At 69.9% G+C, this 16396-nt stretch carries 10 protein-coding genes and 3 pseudogenes; 1 reads left to right on the forward strand and 12 read right to left on the reverse strand.

Annotated elements, in window-relative coordinates; all coding sequences use genetic code 11:
• The 11 genes and pseudogenes from J2Y70_RS21505 to J2Y70_RS21555 all read right to left on the reverse strand — a co-directional run.
• Positions 1-194 (reverse strand): PepSY domain-containing protein (locus tag J2Y70_RS21505; protein ID WP_309922370.1); only part of this gene is annotated, 194 nt, incomplete at its 3' end.
• 96 nt (positions 195-290) lie between these two features.
• A complete protein-coding gene (locus J2Y70_RS21510) occupies positions 291-1649 on the reverse strand; it encodes a substrate-binding domain-containing protein (protein ID WP_309922373.1) in 1359 nt (452 codons plus the stop codon).
• Positions 1650-1714: 65 nt separating this feature from the next.
• Positions 1715-1849 (reverse strand): annotated as a pseudogene (locus J2Y70_RS21515) (chorismate mutase); the annotation flags it as partial.
• A 176-nt stretch (positions 1850-2025) separates the two neighbouring features.
• Positions 2026-2169 (reverse strand): annotated as a pseudogene (gene secY / locus J2Y70_RS21520) (preprotein translocase subunit SecY); the annotation flags it as partial.
• A 29-nt stretch (positions 2170-2198) separates the two neighbouring features.
• A complete protein-coding gene (locus J2Y70_RS21525; protein WP_309922376.1) occupies positions 2199-3077 on the reverse strand; it encodes a methylglyoxal synthase in 879 nt (292 codons plus the stop codon).
• 381 nt (positions 3078-3458) lie between these two features.
• Positions 3459-4511 carry a glycoside hydrolase family 5 protein gene (locus J2Y70_RS21530; protein ID WP_309922379.1) on the reverse strand — a complete coding sequence of 351 codons (1053 nt, stop codon included), beginning with the start codon at positions 4509-4511 and terminating at the stop codon, positions 3459-3461.
• A gap of 225 nt (positions 4512-4736) precedes the next feature.
• Complete coding sequence (locus J2Y70_RS21535) at positions 4737-5780, reverse strand: glycoside hydrolase family 5 protein (RefSeq protein ID WP_309922383.1); 1044 nt, start codon at positions 5778-5780, stop codon at positions 4737-4739.
• Between the two features lie 282 nt (positions 5781-6062).
• Positions 6063-7121 (reverse strand): glycoside hydrolase family 5 protein, encoded by a 1059-nt coding sequence (locus J2Y70_RS21540; RefSeq protein WP_309922386.1) that lies wholly within the window; start codon positions 7119-7121, stop codon positions 6063-6065.
• Between the two features lie 708 nt (positions 7122-7829).
• The gene (locus J2Y70_RS21545; protein WP_309922388.1) at positions 7830-9320 is read right to left on the reverse strand and encodes an FAD-dependent oxidoreductase; all 1491 of its coding nucleotides are present in this window, start codon (positions 9318-9320) and stop codon (positions 7830-7832) included.
• 127 nt (positions 9321-9447) lie between these two features.
• Positions 9448-13905 (reverse strand): glutamate synthase large subunit, encoded by a 4458-nt coding sequence (gene gltB, locus J2Y70_RS21550; RefSeq protein ID WP_309922392.1) that lies wholly within the window; start codon positions 13903-13905, stop codon positions 9448-9450.
• A gap of 347 nt (positions 13906-14252) precedes the next feature.
• Positions 14253-14648, reverse strand: coding sequence for an I78 family peptidase inhibitor (locus tag J2Y70_RS21555; RefSeq protein ID WP_263396320.1), 396 nt, complete (start codon positions 14646-14648; stop codon positions 14253-14255).
• Positions 14649-14802: 154 nt separating this feature from the next.
• Between J2Y70_RS21555 and J2Y70_RS21560 the strand changes: the two genes are divergently transcribed.
• Complete coding sequence (locus tag J2Y70_RS21560) at positions 14803-16059, forward strand: DNA topoisomerase IB (RefSeq protein WP_309922398.1); 1257 nt, start codon at positions 14803-14805, stop codon at positions 16057-16059.
• A gap of 178 nt (positions 16060-16237) precedes the next feature.
• Here the strand turns inward: J2Y70_RS21560 and J2Y70_RS21565 are convergent.
• Positions 16238-16392: pseudogene (locus J2Y70_RS21565) on the reverse strand (transporter); the annotation flags it as partial.
• Positions 16393-16396 lie beyond the last annotated feature (4 nt).

Raw genomic sequence — 16396 nt, forward strand, 5'->3', positions numbered from 1 at the left:
CCGTCTTCGAACTTGAGCCGGTCCAGCTTGGTGTAACCCTGCTCGCTCAGCAGCGCGCGGACCTGCGCCTGCGTCAGCGGGGCGCTGCCTTGCGCTGCCGCCGGCGCTTGCGCGTAGGCGCTGCCGGCTGCGAGCGCCAGCGAAAGGGACATGGCCAGCAGCGGCCGAGACAGCATCTTGTGAGTGGCGTTCATGGCGTTCTCCGGTTGACCAGAGTCCTCATGCTCACAACCCGGGGTTCTGCAACAGGTGAATGTGCCGGCGTTGGATTCAGCTTTGTGCGGTCGCCGTCAGCGTTCGGGATCCAGCAGCCAGATCTCGACCCGCTCGTTGCGCGCCTTGGCCGCCGCGTCTTCGCCGCCGACCAGGGGGCGCGCCGCGCCCAGTCCCCGCGCGCGTTTGACCACGATGCCGCGCTGGGACAGATAGGCGGCGACCACGTCGGCGCGGTCGTTGCTGGCGATGGTCGGGTACAGGCGGTTGGCCGAGTCCGGTGTGGCGAAGCCGATCACGCCCAAGGCGCGGCCGCGCATCGCCGGCTGCTGCATGAAGGCGATCAGCCGATCCAGGTCCTGGGCGCTGCGCGCTTCGAACATCGAATTCAGCGACTGCAGGCTGAAACGCAGGGTGGTGGTCAGGCGCTGCGCGCCGGTACCGGCCTGCAGGTAGGCATCGGTCTGGCGCGGGTCGGAGGTCGCCTGGGGCGGCTGCATCGGATCGGGCGCGATGCTCATCGGGATCGGCCCGATCCGGCGCACGACCTGCTGCGCTTGTGCGCCGACCGAATACAGCGCCAGGCTGCGGCCGAGCGCCGACATCATCTGCCCGCCGTACAAGCTGTAGCGCTGCACCAGTGGATAGTCCTCGCCGCGAATGCTGGCCGGCGTGGGCGCGACGGCGATGCCGCCGTCGGCGATGGCGAGCGCGCGGGTGCCGGCCGGCAGCGGCGTGGTCAGCCCGACGACCGCCAGCGCGGCGGGGTGTCCGGCCACGGCCTGCGCCGCTTCGACCTGGCTGGGATGGATGCGCTGCACGGCGGCCTGTGCGGTCGCCGGTAGCGGCAGGCGCTCGCGCAGGAAGTCGCCCAATCCGCTGCTCGCGGCGTTGCGCTGCACTTCGATCGGCAGATCGGCACCGCCGAGTTGCGACCAGCGCGTCAGCCGGCCGCTGAGGATGTCGCGCAACTGCGCGATGCTGAGCGAGGTCAGCGGATTGTCGGCGGCGACCAGCACGCGCGCGCCGTCCAAGGCCAGGACGAAGTTCTGGTCCGGGGAAGACAGATCGCCCAGTTGCCAGGCGGCATCGCGCTCGCGCGCATCGGGCGTGCGCGCCAGCATCGCCAGTTCGGCATCGCCGCGGATCAGATCGGCGAAGCCGGCGGCCGAACCGGTGCCGTCGATCTCGACCACCAGCGGCGCGTCGTCGCGCAGCGCGGAGATCTCCAGCGTCGCCGCATCGACGCGGCGGCGCTGGATCTGCCGGTAGCCGATGCTGTGCAGCCAGGATTCGACCAGCGCCGGCATCAGCCGCGCGCCAACGCTGTTGGAGCCATGCACGCGCAGGCGCTCGGCCTGCTGCGCGGTGGCGGACGGTATGGCGCACAGCGCTGCGGCACCCACCAACAGCAGGCGCAAAATGGAACGCGACATCGGATCCCCCTGGATCTGGACAAGCGCGGCAGTGTTGGCGATCGGCGTGACATGGCGGTGACTGTGAGCGCGGTCACGCGCGGCCGGGACGGTGCGTCGCGGCTGCTCGGGTGCACGGCACGCAGCCGCCAGCGCGCCAGCAGCTGGCACTGCACCAGCTTGTTGGATTCGATCTGCATGCCGAAGAAGCGCGCCGCATCGCCGCCCGCGGTCGGACAACATCCAGGGAATGCAGGCTGGGCCGATGTCACGTGTAGCAGCGGCTTCAGCCGCGAAGGGCTCTACCGATAGCGCTCATCGCGACCGATGGCACGAAGCCATCGCAGGTAGCACGTAGGGAGTGGCAACGGCCAGGAGCAGGCCGCGCCAATCTCAAGTCCATCACCACCACGACTGCGATCAGCAGCGAGGTGCCGCCGAAGTGGAACGAGGTGCCGAGCTGCGGGCGCATGATTTCCGGCAACAGGCAGACGATCGCCAGGTACTGCGAGCCAGCCGCGGTCGACCGGGTCAGCACGCCGCGTCGACCTAGTCCCGCGGCCGCATCGTTCAGGCCGGTGCTGCCGCCCGCGTTGTCGCCGCCTGGGCCCAACGCGCGGCGACCAGCGGCGAGGTGATGCAGACCGCGCTGTCGGTCACCGTGGTCACTGCGCGCTCCAGCAGCTGGATGTCCGCTTCGTGCTGGCGCGCCACGTGCGGGTCCTCGAAGAAGATCGCGCGTTGGCAGCGTCGCTCCAGCACGCGGTCGGCGATCTGCGCGTCGCCGCCCATCGGGCCGCTCTGGTAACGATGCACCCAGTCCTGGCCCTGCGGCCAGCCGCGGCTCCAGGCCAGTTCGTTGAGGCGCTGGCCGGTGGTGCCGGTGGCCACGCGCTCGGCGAAGCGCGACAGCAGGTCGAAATGTTCGCTGGCGAAGGCCAGCATCTGCGGCTTCATCGCGTCGTGCGCGATCAGCGCCAGGGTCTGGCGCTCCAGCGCGTGCAAGTCGTCGGCACCGGCGTCGGCAGTCAGCCCGGCGTGCACGCGCTCCACCTCGATCCAGTCGCGGGCGCTGGCCACGGTGGAAATGAAGGGCTTGCCGTGGATCACGCACTGGCGCTTGAGCGCGATCGCCTCGGGAAAGATCGAGGAGGGGTCGACCGGGTCGATGAAGTAGATCGCCCCGTCGAGCGTGCGCTCGGCGCCTTCCAGGCCCACCACTTCGGCGACCAGCTTCATCAGTCCGCCTTCGCGGCCGAACGGATAGCGCTTGAGCCCAGCGTAGCCGGGCAACCAGCCGGCGCGCGCGATCGCCTCGTGGGTGCGGCCGACCGCGTGCAGGCCGAGCTGCAGTTCGCGAATGCCCGCCTCGCAGGCGCGCAGCCAGCGGAACAGGGCGGCGTCCTTGCCCTGGTGGTGCAGTCGGTTGGCGGCCAGGCCCAGGCGCATATGTCGATCCGTGCGGGAACAGGAGCGACAGTCTGCGCCGGATCGCGGTGCGGACTCAATCGCTTGGCGGTTGCGGCGCCGGGGCCAGCGTGGGGTGGCACGGTACGTGGCCGCCATGGCGGTCGACGTACTGGCCGTGCCGTTGGCGCGAATGCGGTAGACGGCGATGACGCGGGGCCTCCGCGGCCCCTGCCCAGTGCCTCTCCCGGAGGGGCCGGCCGCTCGCTCGTTCTTGCTTGCATCTTTTCGACGCCTGCATGTGTTCGCGCCACGCTGTGTCGATTGCGGTGCCGCCTGAGGCAGCACCGCTCCGCGGCGTCGGGACGTCGCCGCGCGTCGACGGCGTGACGCGACGGGCTGCCGTCGCGCGCTATTGCGCCGCTACTGCGTGATCTGCGCCGCGCGCGCCGCCAGCACGGCCATCTGCGGCTTGCTGGTGCCGTCCTTGGCCGGTTGCAGGTTGAACGGGTAGTCGGTCCGCCACCATGCGCCGGCCGCCCACGCGGTCCAGCCCATCCAGACGTCGGCGTTGTCGTGCACGTAGCCGAGCATGTCGTCGAGCGCGGCCATGCAGGTGGCGTTGCTGCTGGCGCCGAACTCGCCCAGGAAGCCGCGGTAGCCGTTGGCGCGCAGCCACTGGGTGAAGCCCTGCAGCTTCTCCGCGCCGATCGTGGCGCTGACGCATTCGGCGCTGGTGCCGGAGTAGTCCTTGTCCAGGTACTGGTGCACTTCGAACACCAGGTTGTTGACCGGGTCCTCCATCGTCACCAGCGACTGCGCGTTGGGCACGCCATACCAGGTGCTGTTCCAACTGTGCGCGCCGGTGTACGCGGTGCCCGGCACCATGATCAGGTTGTAGGCGCCGGCCTCGCGGATCGCGTCGATCGAGACTTGCGCGGCGGCGGCCCAATCGCCGGAGGAAATGCCGTTGGGCTCGTTCATCAGGCCGAAGATCACCGCATCGTCGTTGCCGAACGCGATGGCCAGGCGCCGCCACAGGTCGCCCAGCACCGCCGGCGGCACGCCGTCGCTGCCGATCCGCACGCCGTAGTACTTGGCGTAGTTGTGCACGTCCAGGATCACGTGCAGGCCATGGTTCCTGGCGCGGCTCACCGCGGTGCGCAGGTAGCCCAGCTGCGCCGCATCCAGTTCGCCGTTGGCGGCCGGTTGCAGGCGTTCCCACAGGAACGGCAGGCGCACGATGTTCATGCCCTGCGCGGCCATGTAGGCGAAGTCGCCGTCGGCGGGATACACGTAGTCTTTGAACGGCACGCCGGGCTTCTTCGCCGAGTTGAATTCGGCGCCGGCCAGGTTGACCCCGGCATAGCGCAGTTCCTGGGCGGCGGCGCCCGGGATCGCGCTGGCCAGCGCCAGCCACAGCGATGCGCGCAGCAGCCAGCGCGATGGGGCGAGGGGGAGGGAAATGCGTTGCATGGGAGTGCCTCTTTCGTGGGGGAAGCGAACGGGCGCCGCCGCGGCGACGCGTGGCGACGGGGGGTACCCGGCAGGTTGCAATCGGCATGCCAGAGCGGCGGCGTGCGGCCGGCGCGTGGCGCGTGCGCAGGCGTGCGCCAGCGCAACGTGTCGCTGTGGGGTCGGTGCCGGCGCGGCTCGCGCCAGTCGCGCGGCTCACGCGCTATCAGCGCCGCGCAGGCGCGGTCAGCGCGTGACGCGCTTCGCCCTGCTCGACAGAATCGGCATCTGCGGCTTGTCGCGGCCGTCCGCGCCGGGCTGCACGTTGAAGGGATAGTCCTGGCGCCACCATGCGCCGCCGGCCCAGTAGCTCCAGCCCAGCCACACGGCGCGGTTCTGCTCGATGTAGCCGAGCATGTCGTCCAACGCCTTCCTGCAGGTGGGGTTGTCGGCGGCGCCGAATTCGCCGAGGAAGCCGAGCTTGCCGGTCTCGCGCAACCAGCCGGTGAAGCGGCGCAGCCGCTCGGCACCGATGCTGCCGCTGACGCAGGTGGCGCTGGTGCCGCTGGAATCGCCGTCCAGGTACTGGTGCACCTCGATGGCCACGCGCTTGAGCGGGTCGTACAGCGAGGCCAGCGCCACCGCGTTGGACTCGCCGGCCACCGTCGAGTACCAGCTGTGCGCACCGGTCCACAACGCGCCCGGCACCAGGATCAGATTACGCGCGCCGGTGGCGCGGATCGCGTCGACCGCGGCCTGCGCGGCGGCGGCCCACAGGCCGGGCGAGATGTTGTTCGGCTCGTTCATCAGGCCGAACACGACCGCGTTGTCGTTGCCGAACTCGCGCGCCAGGCGCTGCCAAAGGTCGCTGAAGGTCTTGATCGGCACCGCCGGGCTGCCGATCTTCTGGCCGTAGTAGCTGGCGTAGTTGTGGATGTCCAGGATCAGGTACATCCGCTGCGTCTTGGCCTGCTTTACCGCGGCCCGGATCAGCGCCAGCTGCGCCGCATCGAGCTGCCCTTGCGGCGTGGGCTGCAGGCGCTCCCACAACACCGGCAGACGGATGATGTTCATGCCCTTGCCGGCGAAGTAGGCGTAGTCGGGCGTGCGCGGATAGAAGTAATCCACGTTGGGCACGCCCGGCTTCTTCGCCGAGCTGATCTCCGCGCCGGACAGGTTGACGCCGGCGAACTTCAACGCGCCTTGCGCGTGCAGCTGCGGCAGCACCGCGAGCAGGTACGCCAGCAACGCTATCCGCACCGCGCGCAGACGCAGTGAGCCACGGACCATGGTGAGCCTCCTTCGGCATCAGCGGGGGACGACCCGGCCAGGCGCCATGCGGCTGGCCGAGCTGATGACAACGGTGTGCTTGGCTGCACCGTACTGCATTGACGCTGCCGTCACCACGCATGGCGCACGCGCATGCACGGATCTGTGCGGCGTGTGGCATGGCGAACGCGGACTGGTTCTCGTGGGGTGGAGCCGGATAGCGCGCGGCGCGCCAGGCGCTACTGCCTACAAGGCGCGTGCGCAGCTTGCAGGTGCCGGCGGCGCGCCGGCACCGCGGTCAGCTCACTTGCCGGTGATCTTGCGCGCGTGGCTGGACAGGATCGACATCTGCGGCTTGTCGCTGCCGTCCTTGCCGGGCTGCACGTTGAACGGATAATCCTTGTTCCACCACGCGCCGGCCGCCCACCAGGTCCAGCCGAGGATCACGTCGTTGTTCTTCTCCATGTAGCTGAGCATGCCTTCCAGCGCCTGGTTGCAGACCGGATTGTCGCCGGTGGCGAACTCGCCGATGAAACCGACCTTCTTGTTCTCGCGCAGCCAGCTGACGAAGCCGGTCAGCCGCTCGACGCCGGCGGTGGCGCTGACGCATTCGCCCTTGCTGCCGCTGCTGTCGCTGTCCAGGTACTGGTGCGCCTCGAACGCCATGCGGTTGCCCGGATCCTTCAGCGGCTGCAGCGCCACCGCATTGGAGATGCCGTAGGACTTGCTGCGCCAGCTGTGCGCGCCGCTGTAGGCGGTCCCGGGCACCAGCACCAGATTGTTGGCGCCGGCCTTGCGGATGGCATCGATCGCCGCCTGCGCCGCCTGCGCCCAGTCGGTGGCGGAAATGGCGTTGGGTTCGTTCATCAGCCCGAAGATGACCGTGTCGTCGTCCTTGAACTCGGTCGCCAGCCGCCGCCACAGGTCGGCGAACACTTCGGGCGTCGCCCCGCCGGTGCCGATCCGCTCGCCGTTGAACTTGGCGTAGTTGTGCGGGTCCAGGATCAGGTGCATGCGGTTGGCCTTGGCCTGCGTCACCGACTTCTTGAGCAGCGCCAGCTGCGCCGGATCGAACTCGCCCTTGGCGGTGGGTTGCAGGCGTTCCCACAGGAACGGCAGGCGCACGATGTTCATGCCCTTGCTGGCGAAATAGCGGTAGTCGGCCTCGGCCGGATAGGTGTAGTCCTTGAACAGCGTGCCGGGCTTCTTGCTGGAGTTGAATTCGGCACCGGAGAGGTTGACGCCGGCGTACTTGAGCACGCCTTTGCCGTCCTGGGCGGACGCGCCGAAGGCCGCGGCGAGCAGGAGTACGGTGGGAGCGAGGGGACGCAGCCGTGACGAGCGGAGAGAGGAAAGCGACATGGGGGAGCTTCCTGGGAGAGGGGAGGATGCCGTTTTGCCATCGGGGGAGGACCGGCAGTACAAGGGTGCGCGGAGCGCACGCCAGCAGCCAGCCTAGGCGTTGGGGCGTTAGCGCCTCATTCACTCGGGCGAAAGACGGCGTTGTGGTGGCGGTGGCAGTGGCAGCGGTGAGTGAGGTTGTGGCGGCTGTGCGGCTGGGGTAGTTGGCGCTGCACTGTACGAGGGGCTTCAGCCCCGACAGACAACCGACACCGTGCGGTGCTGTTGGGTCCGTGTCGCGGCTGAAGCCGCTCCTACAGGAAGCGCGGTGTCTGATGGTGCACTTGTAAGGAGGGGCCTCAGCCCTGACAGCTGAAACCGCATGGTTTCGACGCTGCTCGTCGCGACTGAAGTCGCTCCCACAGGGGGAGGCTTCCGCGCCCGGTGAGTGCATTTGTGGGAGGATTTCAGTCCTGACAGATGGCTGAGCCGCGTGGTTTCCGGCTCCGCTCGTCGCGGCTGAAGCCGCTCCTACAGGGACTGCGGTGCCTGATGGTGCACCTGTGGAGGGGCTTCAGCCCCGACGCGACGATGCTGGCGGTGTAGGGTGCCGCGGGTGCAGTGGCCAGAGGACCATCGCCGCGGCATTGCCGGCGACGAGTGCACACGCTCTGCCCGGCCGCTCGCCGCCGGGCATGCAACGACTTGCTTGGACGCGGTCGACGTCGCTCAGGCGGCGGCCTGGGTGGTCACCGGCAGGCGGTTGCCGATCCATTCGGCGATGCTCGCGGCCGCGTCGCGGCCTTCGGCCACGGCGGTCACCACCAGGTCGGCGCCGCGCACCGCATCGCCGCCGGCGAACAGCTTGGGGTTGGTGGTCTGGTACGGCAGGCGGCCGCTGCCATCGGGATCGCTGCCGCCGGCCAGGATGCGGCCGTTGGCGGTGCCTTCCACGCCCTGCGCGGCCAGCCATTCCGGCACGCTGGGGGAGAAGCCGAAGGCGATGATGACCACGTCCGCGTCCAGCAGCGATTCGCTGCCTTCGACCGGCACCGCGGCCTGGCGGCCCTGCGCATCGGGTTCGCCCAGGCGGGTCTGCACCACGCGCACGCCGGCCAGCTTGCCGGCGGCATCGGCTTCCACCGCCAGCGGCTGGCGGTTGAACAGGAAGCGCACGCCTTCCTCGCGGGCGTTGGCCACTTCGCGCGCCGAGCCGGGCATGTTGGCCTCGTCGCGGCGGTAGGCGCAGGTGACCTTGGCCGCGCCCAGGCGGATCGCGCTGCGCACGCAGTCCATGCCGGTGTCGCCGCCGCCGAGCACGACCACGCGCTTGCCGCTGAGGTCCGGCAGCGCGATGGTGTCTTCCCAGCCGGCGATCGGCCGGCCCCACGGGTCGTTGCCGCCGACGATGCGGCTGTTCTGCACCAGGAACGGCAGCGCCGGCAGCACGCCGGGCAGGTCCTGGCCGGCCAGGCCGCCGTCGGTGTAGCGGTAGGCGCCGGTGCCGAGGAACACCGCATCGTATTCTTCGAGCAACTGTTCCAGGCTGACGTCGCGGCCGATCTCCACGCCCAGGCGGAACTCCACGCCCATGCCTTCGAGCACCTCGCGGCGCTTGCCGATCACGCTCTTGTCGAGCTTGAAGCTGGGGATGCCGAACTGCAGCAGGCCGCCGATCTGCTCGTAGCGGTCGTACACCACCGCATGGATGCCGGCGCGGACCAGGCGGTCGGCGCAGCTGAGCCCGGCCGGGCCGGCGCCGATCACCGCCACGCGCTTGCCGGTGGCCTGGACCTGGCTCAGGTCGGGACGCCAGCCATTGTTGAGCGCGGTGTCGACGATGTACTTCTCCACCGCGCCGATGGTGACCGCGCCGAACTCCTCCAGCGTGCAGCTGCCTTCGCACAGGCGGTCCTGCGGGCACACCCGGCCGCACACTTCCGGCAGCGGGTTGGTGCTGTGGCACAGCGCCGCGGCTTCCTCGATGCGGTTCTCCTGCACCAGCTGCAGCCACTGCGGGATCGCGTTGTGCACCGGGCATTTCCAGCTGCAATACGGATTGCCGCAATCCAGGCAGCGCCCGGCCTGGTACTGCGCGTCGGCCTTGTCGAACTTGCCGTACAGCTCGTTCCAGTCGCCGGACGTACGCAGTTCCACCGGGATGCGCTGCGGCATCTGCCGGGGCAGGTCGAGGAACTGGAAGGCTTGTTTGCGGCTCATAAAAAATTCCGTGACATATTCCCTTCTCCCCCCGGGAGAAGGTGCCCCGAAGGGGCGGATGAGGGTACGGGGCGCGCAGCGCCTTCGCGATCCCCTCTTCCCAAAAGCAGGAGAGGGGATACATCCATCAGGCAGCGCGCCGCAGCGACTCGGTCAGCGACTCGATGCTCGCCGCCTTCGGTTTGACCAGCCAGAACTTGCCGACGTAGTCGCGGAATTCGTCGAGGATCTGCTGCGCCCAGATGCTGCCGGTCAGTTCGCGGTGGCGGCTGATCAGCTTGTGCAGGTGCTGGCGGTGGCTTTCGAAGCCTTCGGCGGAGATGCGATGGATGTCGATCAGCTCGTGGTTGTAGCGGTCGACGAAATCGCGGTCCACGTCGAGCACGTAGGCCAGCCCGCCGGTGAAGCCGGCGCCGAAGTTCAGCCCGACCTTGCCCAGCACCAGCACGATGCCGTCGGTCATGTATTCGCAGCAGTGGTCGCCGGCGCCTTCGATCACCGCCAGCGCGCCGGAGTTGCGCACGCCGAAGCGCTCGCCGGCGCGGCCGGCAGCGTACAGCTCGCCACCGGTGGCGCCGTACAGGCAGGTGTTGCCGATGATCGCGGTGTTGCGCGCCTCGAAGCGCGCGCCGCGCGGCGGACGCACCACCAGGCGGCCGCCGGCCATGCCCTTGCCGACGTAGTCGTTGGCCTCGCCTTCCAGCTCCAGCTGCAGGCCGCCGGCGTTGAACGCGCCGAAGCTCTGCCCGGCCGAGCCGCGGAAGCGCAGGGTCAGCGGCGCATCGTCCATGCCGTGGTTGCCGTGCACGCGGGCGATGGCGCCGGACAGGCGCGCGCCGATCGAGCGGTCGGTGTTGTGGATCAGGAAACGGTGGTCGCCGCCGGTCTTGTTGGCGATCGCGTCGGCGAGCAGGCCGTCCATCTGCGTGGCCAGGCTGTCCGGCGATTCGTACAGGCGCTGCGCCGCGCAGTGGCTGCCGTCGTAGCGCACGTCCTTGAGCAACCGCGACAGGTCCACGCGCACGCCTTCGCGCGGCGACACGTCCAGTTGCTCGAGCAGTTCGGTGCGGCCGATGATCTCGTCCAGCGAGCGCGCGCCCAGGTACGACAGCCACTGCCGCACTTCCTCGGACAGCAGCTTGAAGAAGTTCTCCACCCGCTCGGGCAGGCCGACGAAGTGGTTGGCGCGCAGCCGCTCGTCCTGCGTCGCCACGCCGGTGGCGCAGTTGTTGAGGTGGCAGATGCGCAGGTACTTGCAGCCGAGCACGATCATCGGACCGGTGCCGAAGCCGAAGCTGTCCGCGCCCAGGATCGCGGCTTTGACCACGTCCAGGCCGGTCTTCAGACCGCCGTCGGTCTGCAGGATGGTGCGGTCGCGCAGGTTGTTGGCGACCAGCGCCTGGTGCGACTCGGCCACGCCCAGTTCCCACGGCACGCCCGCATAGCGGATCGAGCTGACCGGGCTGGCGCCGGTGCCGCCGTCGTGGCCGGACACGGTGATCAGGTCGGCGCCGGCCTTGACCACGCCGGCGGCGATGGTGCCCACGCCGGCATGGCTGACCAGCTTCACCGACACCAGTGCGGTCGGATTGACCTGCTTGAGGTCGTAGATCAGCTGCGCCAGGTCCTCGATCGAATAGATGTCGTGGTGCGGCGGCGGCGAGATCAGGCCGATGCCGGGCTTGGCGTAGCGTAGCCGCGCGATCAGTTCGTTGACCTTGTGCCCGGGCAGCTGGCCGCCTTCGCCAGGCTTAGCGCCCTGCGCGACCTTGATCTGCAGCACTTCGGCGTTGACCAGGTATTCGGGGGTGACGCCGAAGCGGCCGGAGGCCACCTGCTTGATCTTGGAGCGCTTCTCGGTGCCGTAGCGCGCCGGGTCTTCGCCGCCTTCGCCGGAATTGCTGCGCCCGCCGAGGCGGTTCATCGCGATCGCCAGCGCCTCGTGCGCCTCGGGCGACAGCGCGCCCAGGCTGATCGCGGCGGTATCGAAGCGACGCAGCAGGTCCGCGGCCGGGGCCACCTCGTCCAGCGGGGTCGGCACCGCGGCGCGCTTGAGCTGCAGCAGGTCGCGCAGCGCCGACGGCGGGCGCGAGTGCACCGCCTCGGCGTAGGCGGCCCAATCGGCCTGCTCGCCGCTGCGTGTGGCGCGCTGCAGGGTCATGACCACGTCCGGGTTGTACATGTGGTACTCGCCGCCGTGCACATACTTCAGCAGCCCGCCCACTTCCGGCTTGAGCAGATCGTTCCAGGCGCGCGCGTTGAGCTGCCGCGCCTCGGTGTCCAGCCGCGCCAGGTTCACCCCGCCGATGCGCGAGGCGGTGTCCGGGAAGCACAGCTGGACCACGTCCGGGTCCAGCCCGACGATCTCGAACAGCTGCGCGCCGCGGTAGCTGGCGATGGTGCAGATGCCCATCTTGGAGATGATCTTGGACAGGCCCTTGTAGATGCCCTTGCGGTACTTGCGGCCGATCTGCGCCTGTTCGCCGCCCTTCTTCAGCAGCAGGATGCCGCGCCGGCCCAGGTCGAACAGGGTCTGGTAGGCCAGGTACGGATACACCGCGGTGGCGCCGAAGCCGAGCAGGCAGGCCATGTGGTGCGGATCGCGCGCGGTGCCGGTCTCGATGATCAGGTTGACGTCGCAGCGCAGGCCCACCCGCGACAGGTGGTGATGCACCGCGCCGGTGGCCAGCAGTGCATGCGCCATCGGCCGTTCCGGCACCGGGTAGCGGTCGGTCAGCAGCAGCATGACCTTGCCGTCGCGCGCGGCCTGTTCGGCCTCGGCGCAGATGCGGCGCAGGCCGGCCTCAAGGCCTTCCTCGACGCTGTAGGACAGGTCGATCTGCGCGTTGCGGCTCTGGTACTGCTCCATCTTCAGCAGCTGGCGCAGCTTGCGCTGGCTGAGCACCGGCGAATTGAGGATGACGTGGTTCACCGTCTCCGGGCCGGCATGGAAGATGTTGGTCTCCTTGCCGAGCTGGGTGGTCAGCGACATCACGCAGTCTTCGCGCAGCGGATCGATCGGCGGGTTGGTGACCTGCGCGAACGCCTGGCGGAAGTAGTCGTACAGCGGCCGGGTGTGGCGGCTGAGCACCGCCATCGGGGTGTCGTCGCCCATCGAGCCGGTGGCTTCCTGCTCGGTCTCGGCCAGCGGGCGCAGCACCTGCTCCACTTCCTCGGTGCTGAGCTGGAACAGCTTGTGGTAGCTGCGCAGGGTGCGCTCGTCGAACGGCTCCTCGACCAGCGACGGGTCGATCAGTTCGGTCTGCAGGTAGGTCACGCCCTGCTGCAGCCACTGCTTGTACGGGGCGCGGCCGCGGTTGATGCGGTCGATCGCGTCCGAGTCGAGCAGGTCGCCGCGCTTGAGGTCGATGGCCATCATCTCGCCCGGGCCGAGCTTGCCCTTGCGGGTCACGCGCTCGGCCGGCAGTTCCCACACGCCGGCCTCGGAGGCGACCAGGAAATGGCGGTCGGAGGTCAGCATCCAGCGCGCCGGGCGCAGGCCGTTGCGGTCGAGCATGCACGCGGCGTAGCGGCCGTCGCAGGCGACGATGCCGGCCGGGCCGTCCCACGGCTCGGTGTTGAGCCCGTAGAACTCGTAGAACGCGGCCAGGTCGGCGTCCTTGAACTCCAGCGACTGGGTCGCCGGCGGCACCAGGATGCGCAGCGCCTGCAGCAGGTCCATGCCGCCGGCGACCAGCAGCTCGAGCATGTTGTCCAGGCTCTGCGAATCGGAGCCATGCATCGAGATCACCGGGTCGAACTCGGCGATGTCGAAGCGCGGGGTCTTCCACACCTTGCTGCGCGCCTGCGCCCAGTGCCGGTTGCCCTCGATGGTGTTGATCTCGCCGTTGTGCGCGAGCAGCCGGAACGGGTGCGCCAGCGGCCAGCGCGGCAGCGTGTTGGTGGAGAATCGCTGGTGGAAGACGATGGCGCTGGAGGCCAGGTCGCTGCGCTGCAGGTCCGGGTAGAAGGTGCTGAGCTTGTCCGGCAGCACCATGCCCTTGTAGCTGATGCCGTTGGGCGAGAGCGTGGTGACGTAGAAGTCGGCGACATCGCGCAGGCGCTGCTCGGCGCGGCGGCGCGCCAGGAACAGGGCCAGGGCGAAGGCGTCTTCGCTGTGCTCGGCGCCGGCATCGACGAACACCTGCTCGATGTGCGGCAAGGTGTCCTTGGCCAGCTGCCCGCACACCGAATCGTCGGTGGGGGTGACGCGCCAGCCGCGCGGCTGCGCGCCGGCGCGGACCAGTTCCTCTTCCAGCACCTGGCGGCAGCGCGCGGCGGCATCCGCGTCGTCGCGCGGCATGAACACCTGGCCGGCGGCGAAGCGCGCGCCCACCGCGATGCCGGCGTCGCGCGCCAGCGCGCGCAGGAACGCATCGGGTTTGCGGATCAGCAGGCCGCAGCCGTCGCCGGTGAGGCCGTCGGCGGCGACGCCGCCACGGTGGGTCATCCGCGACAGCGCGGCGATGGCGGTGTCGACCAGCGCCCGCGAAGGTTGGTCGTCGAGCTGGGCGACCATGCCGAAACCACAGGCATCGCGCTCGTCTTGGGGGTCGTAGAGCCCGTGGCGGTTGCGGGGGGCCATGTCTGCCTCTAAAAAGCGATCCGAAGGAACGCGGCGACACTCGCCCCCGCTCTATCCTGGAGCGCATCTTGAGGTCACCGGAACATCGACTAAAGCACAGTTGGTGCGGTGCCGCAATACACGGTTGCAGCTGCAACCGTAGCCGCGGCCGGCGCGGGCGACGAACCCGCTGCACCGGCCGCGTGGCGCTTGGCGGTAACGCCCTGTAGGCGCGGCTTCAGCCGCGACCGGAGGGTGACCGATAACGCCCGGTCGCGGCCGACGCCGCGCCTACAGAGAGCAGCATCTGGATCGAGCCGCTGCGGCAAGCGGCACCAGCCCGCCCTCGGCGCCGAGCACGCGCGAGGTCAGCCGCAGCGCACGCCGGTGACCACGTTCTTGGCGTCGACCTCGATGTTCAGGCGCTCGCCGTTGAATTCCATCGTCACCATCTGGTTCGGGGTCAGCACCCGCACGCTCTTGGAGCCGGTGTCGATCCGTGCCTGGTCCACCAGCGCCTGTTCCGCCGCCTGGCCGACCAGGCCCTGCGCCTGCGACGCGTCGCAGGTACCGACCGGCGGGGCCTCCGGCGCGCTGGCCGGATTGGGCTTGGCGGCCTGTTCGGCGGCCTGTTGCGCCTTGGCGGCGACCTGTTCCTGCTCGTCCGGCGGCGGCGCGGTACACGCGGCCAATGCCAGCGCCAGGCACGCCGCGCCGAGCAGGCCGACACGCGCGGACGGACGAGAAGAAAGGAAATTGCTCATCGGGGCTCCAGGAGTCGAGGGGAGAAGACATCCAGCATAAGCCGACAGCATCGGTGAATAGGCGTTCGCGGTTCGTTAACCGGCGCGGCATTGACGCGGCCTAGCCGCGACGCTGCCGACAATCCCCGCTCCCATCGCCGCCGGCGGTTTTTCGATGAGCAAGGCTTCCCGCTCCACCCCCGCCGCCGCCGAGGCGGCCCGCGCGCTGCAGTCCAAGCAGGCCGCCAGCAGCGCCGGCCTGGTCTACGTCAGCGACACCGAGCCCGGCATCGTCCGCCGCCGCGTCGGCAAGGGGTTCAGCTACCGGATGCCAGACGGCAGCCCGGTGCGCGATGCGCAGACCCTGCAGCGCATCCGCCAGCTGGCGATCCCGCCGGCCTACACCGAGGTGTGGATCTGCGCCAAGGCCAACGGCCACATCCAGGCCACCGGCCGCGACGCGCGGCGGCGCAAGCAGTACCGCTACCACGCCGACTGGGCGCAGGTGCGCGGCGACGGCAAGTTCGAACGGATCATGGCCTTCGGCCAGGCGCTGCCGCGGCTGCGCCGGCGCCTGCGCCGCGACCTGGCGCTGCCCGGCTACCCGCGCGACAAGGTGCTGGCGATGGTGGTGGCGCTGATGGCCGAGACCCTGGTGCGCGTCGGCAACGCCGAGTACGCGCGCAGCAACCGCTCCTACGGCCTGACCACGCTGCGCAACCGCCACCTGGAGTTCGTCAAGGGCGGCCGCGCGCGGCTGAAGTTCCGCGGCAAGGGCGGCCAGGAGCACGACATCGAGGTCGACGACGCGCACCTGGTCAAGCTGATCCGCGGCTGCCAGCAATTGCCGGGGCAGGCGCTGTTCCAGTACCGCGACGACGATGGGACCTTGCAGCCGGTGGATTCGGGCGAGGTCAACGACTACCTGCGCGAGGCGATGGGCGAGAGCTTCACCGCCAAGGACTTCCGCACCTGGGGCGGTACCCGCGCCGCGCTGCAGCGCCTGGCGCAGCTGCCGTTGCCCGAGCCCAGCAGCGAGCGCGCGCTGAAGCAGGCGCAGAACGCGGTGATCCGCGAGGTCGCCGACGCGCTGGGCAATACCCCGGCGGTGTGCCGCAAGGCCTACATCGATCCGTGCGTGTTCGACGGCTGGCGCTGCGGCGAGCTGCACGGGCTGTGCGAGCGCGTGCGCGGCGAGCGGCAGTGGGACCTGGCGACGCTGAAATACCTGGCGCAGGCGCGCACGGTCAGCCGCAAGGCGGCCAAGGCCGCCGGCAAGAAGGTGGTGGGTGCCAAGGCGGCGGCGCGGGCGGCCGGTGTAACGGCGGCGAGGGCAACGGCGGCCGGCGCCAAGACAGCGCGGCCGGCGCGCCCGCGCCGCACGGGCGGCACGGCGGCGAAAAAAGCCGCTGCCCCGCGCAAGCGGGCCTGACCCGGCGCGTCGGCGGCGCGTGGCGGCGGTCCCGCCGCGTGCGCCGCCCATCGCCACCGCGACGTCTTGTGGAAGCGACTTCAGTCGCGACGGGCCTTCCCGGGAATGCACGTCGCGACTGAAGTCGCTCCCACAACAGATTGCCAGCTGCGATACGCACGCCAAGACCCACGCTGGGAGCTGCGTCGGCAACCGGCGCGCCGCTGCGCGCGTCGGCACGGCCGCCGCGCATCTTGAATAGCGCGACGCGGTTGCCGCCGGCTTCGGTCAGGCGCGGGTGATCAGGTCCTGCTGCGCCGCAGACAGCGAATGCTGTCCGTCCACCGCCGTCACCCGG

The sequence above is a fragment of the Xanthomonas sp. 1678 genome, from assembly GCF_031455575.1.
In the GTDB taxonomy this organism is placed as follows: domain Bacteria; phylum Pseudomonadota; class Gammaproteobacteria; order Xanthomonadales; family Xanthomonadaceae; genus Xanthomonas_A.

Coding starts and splice junctions, on each gene's coding strand:
- J2Y70_RS21510 (WP_309922373.1), bottom strand. CDS start 1,649: ATGTCGCGTTCCATTTTGCGCCTGCTGTTGGTGGGTGCCGCAGCGCTG.
- J2Y70_RS21525 (WP_309922376.1), bottom strand. CDS start 3,077: ATGCGCCTGGGCCTGGCCGCCAACCGACTGCACCACCAGGGCAAGGAC.
- J2Y70_RS21530 (WP_309922379.1), bottom strand. CDS start 4,511: ATGCAACGCATTTCCCTCCCCCTCGCCCCATCGCGCTGGCTGCTGCGC.
- J2Y70_RS21535 (WP_309922383.1), bottom strand. CDS start 5,780: ATGGTCCGTGGCTCACTGCGTCTGCGCGCGGTGCGGATAGCGTTGCTG.
- J2Y70_RS21540 (WP_309922386.1), bottom strand. CDS start 7,121: ATGTCGCTTTCCTCTCTCCGCTCGTCACGGCTGCGTCCCCTCGCTCCC.
- J2Y70_RS21545 (WP_309922388.1), bottom strand. CDS start 9,320: ATGAGCCGCAAACAAGCCTTCCAGTTCCTCGACCTGCCCCGGCAGATG.
- gltB (WP_309922392.1), bottom strand. CDS start 13,905: ATGGCCCCCCGCAACCGCCACGGGCTCTACGACCCCCAAGACGAGCGC.
- J2Y70_RS21555 (WP_263396320.1), bottom strand. CDS start 14,648: ATGAGCAATTTCCTTTCTTCTCGTCCGTCCGCGCGTGTCGGCCTGCTC.
- J2Y70_RS21560 (WP_309922398.1), top strand. CDS start 14,803: ATGAGCAAGGCTTCCCGCTCCACCCCCGCCGCCGCCGAGGCGGCCCGC.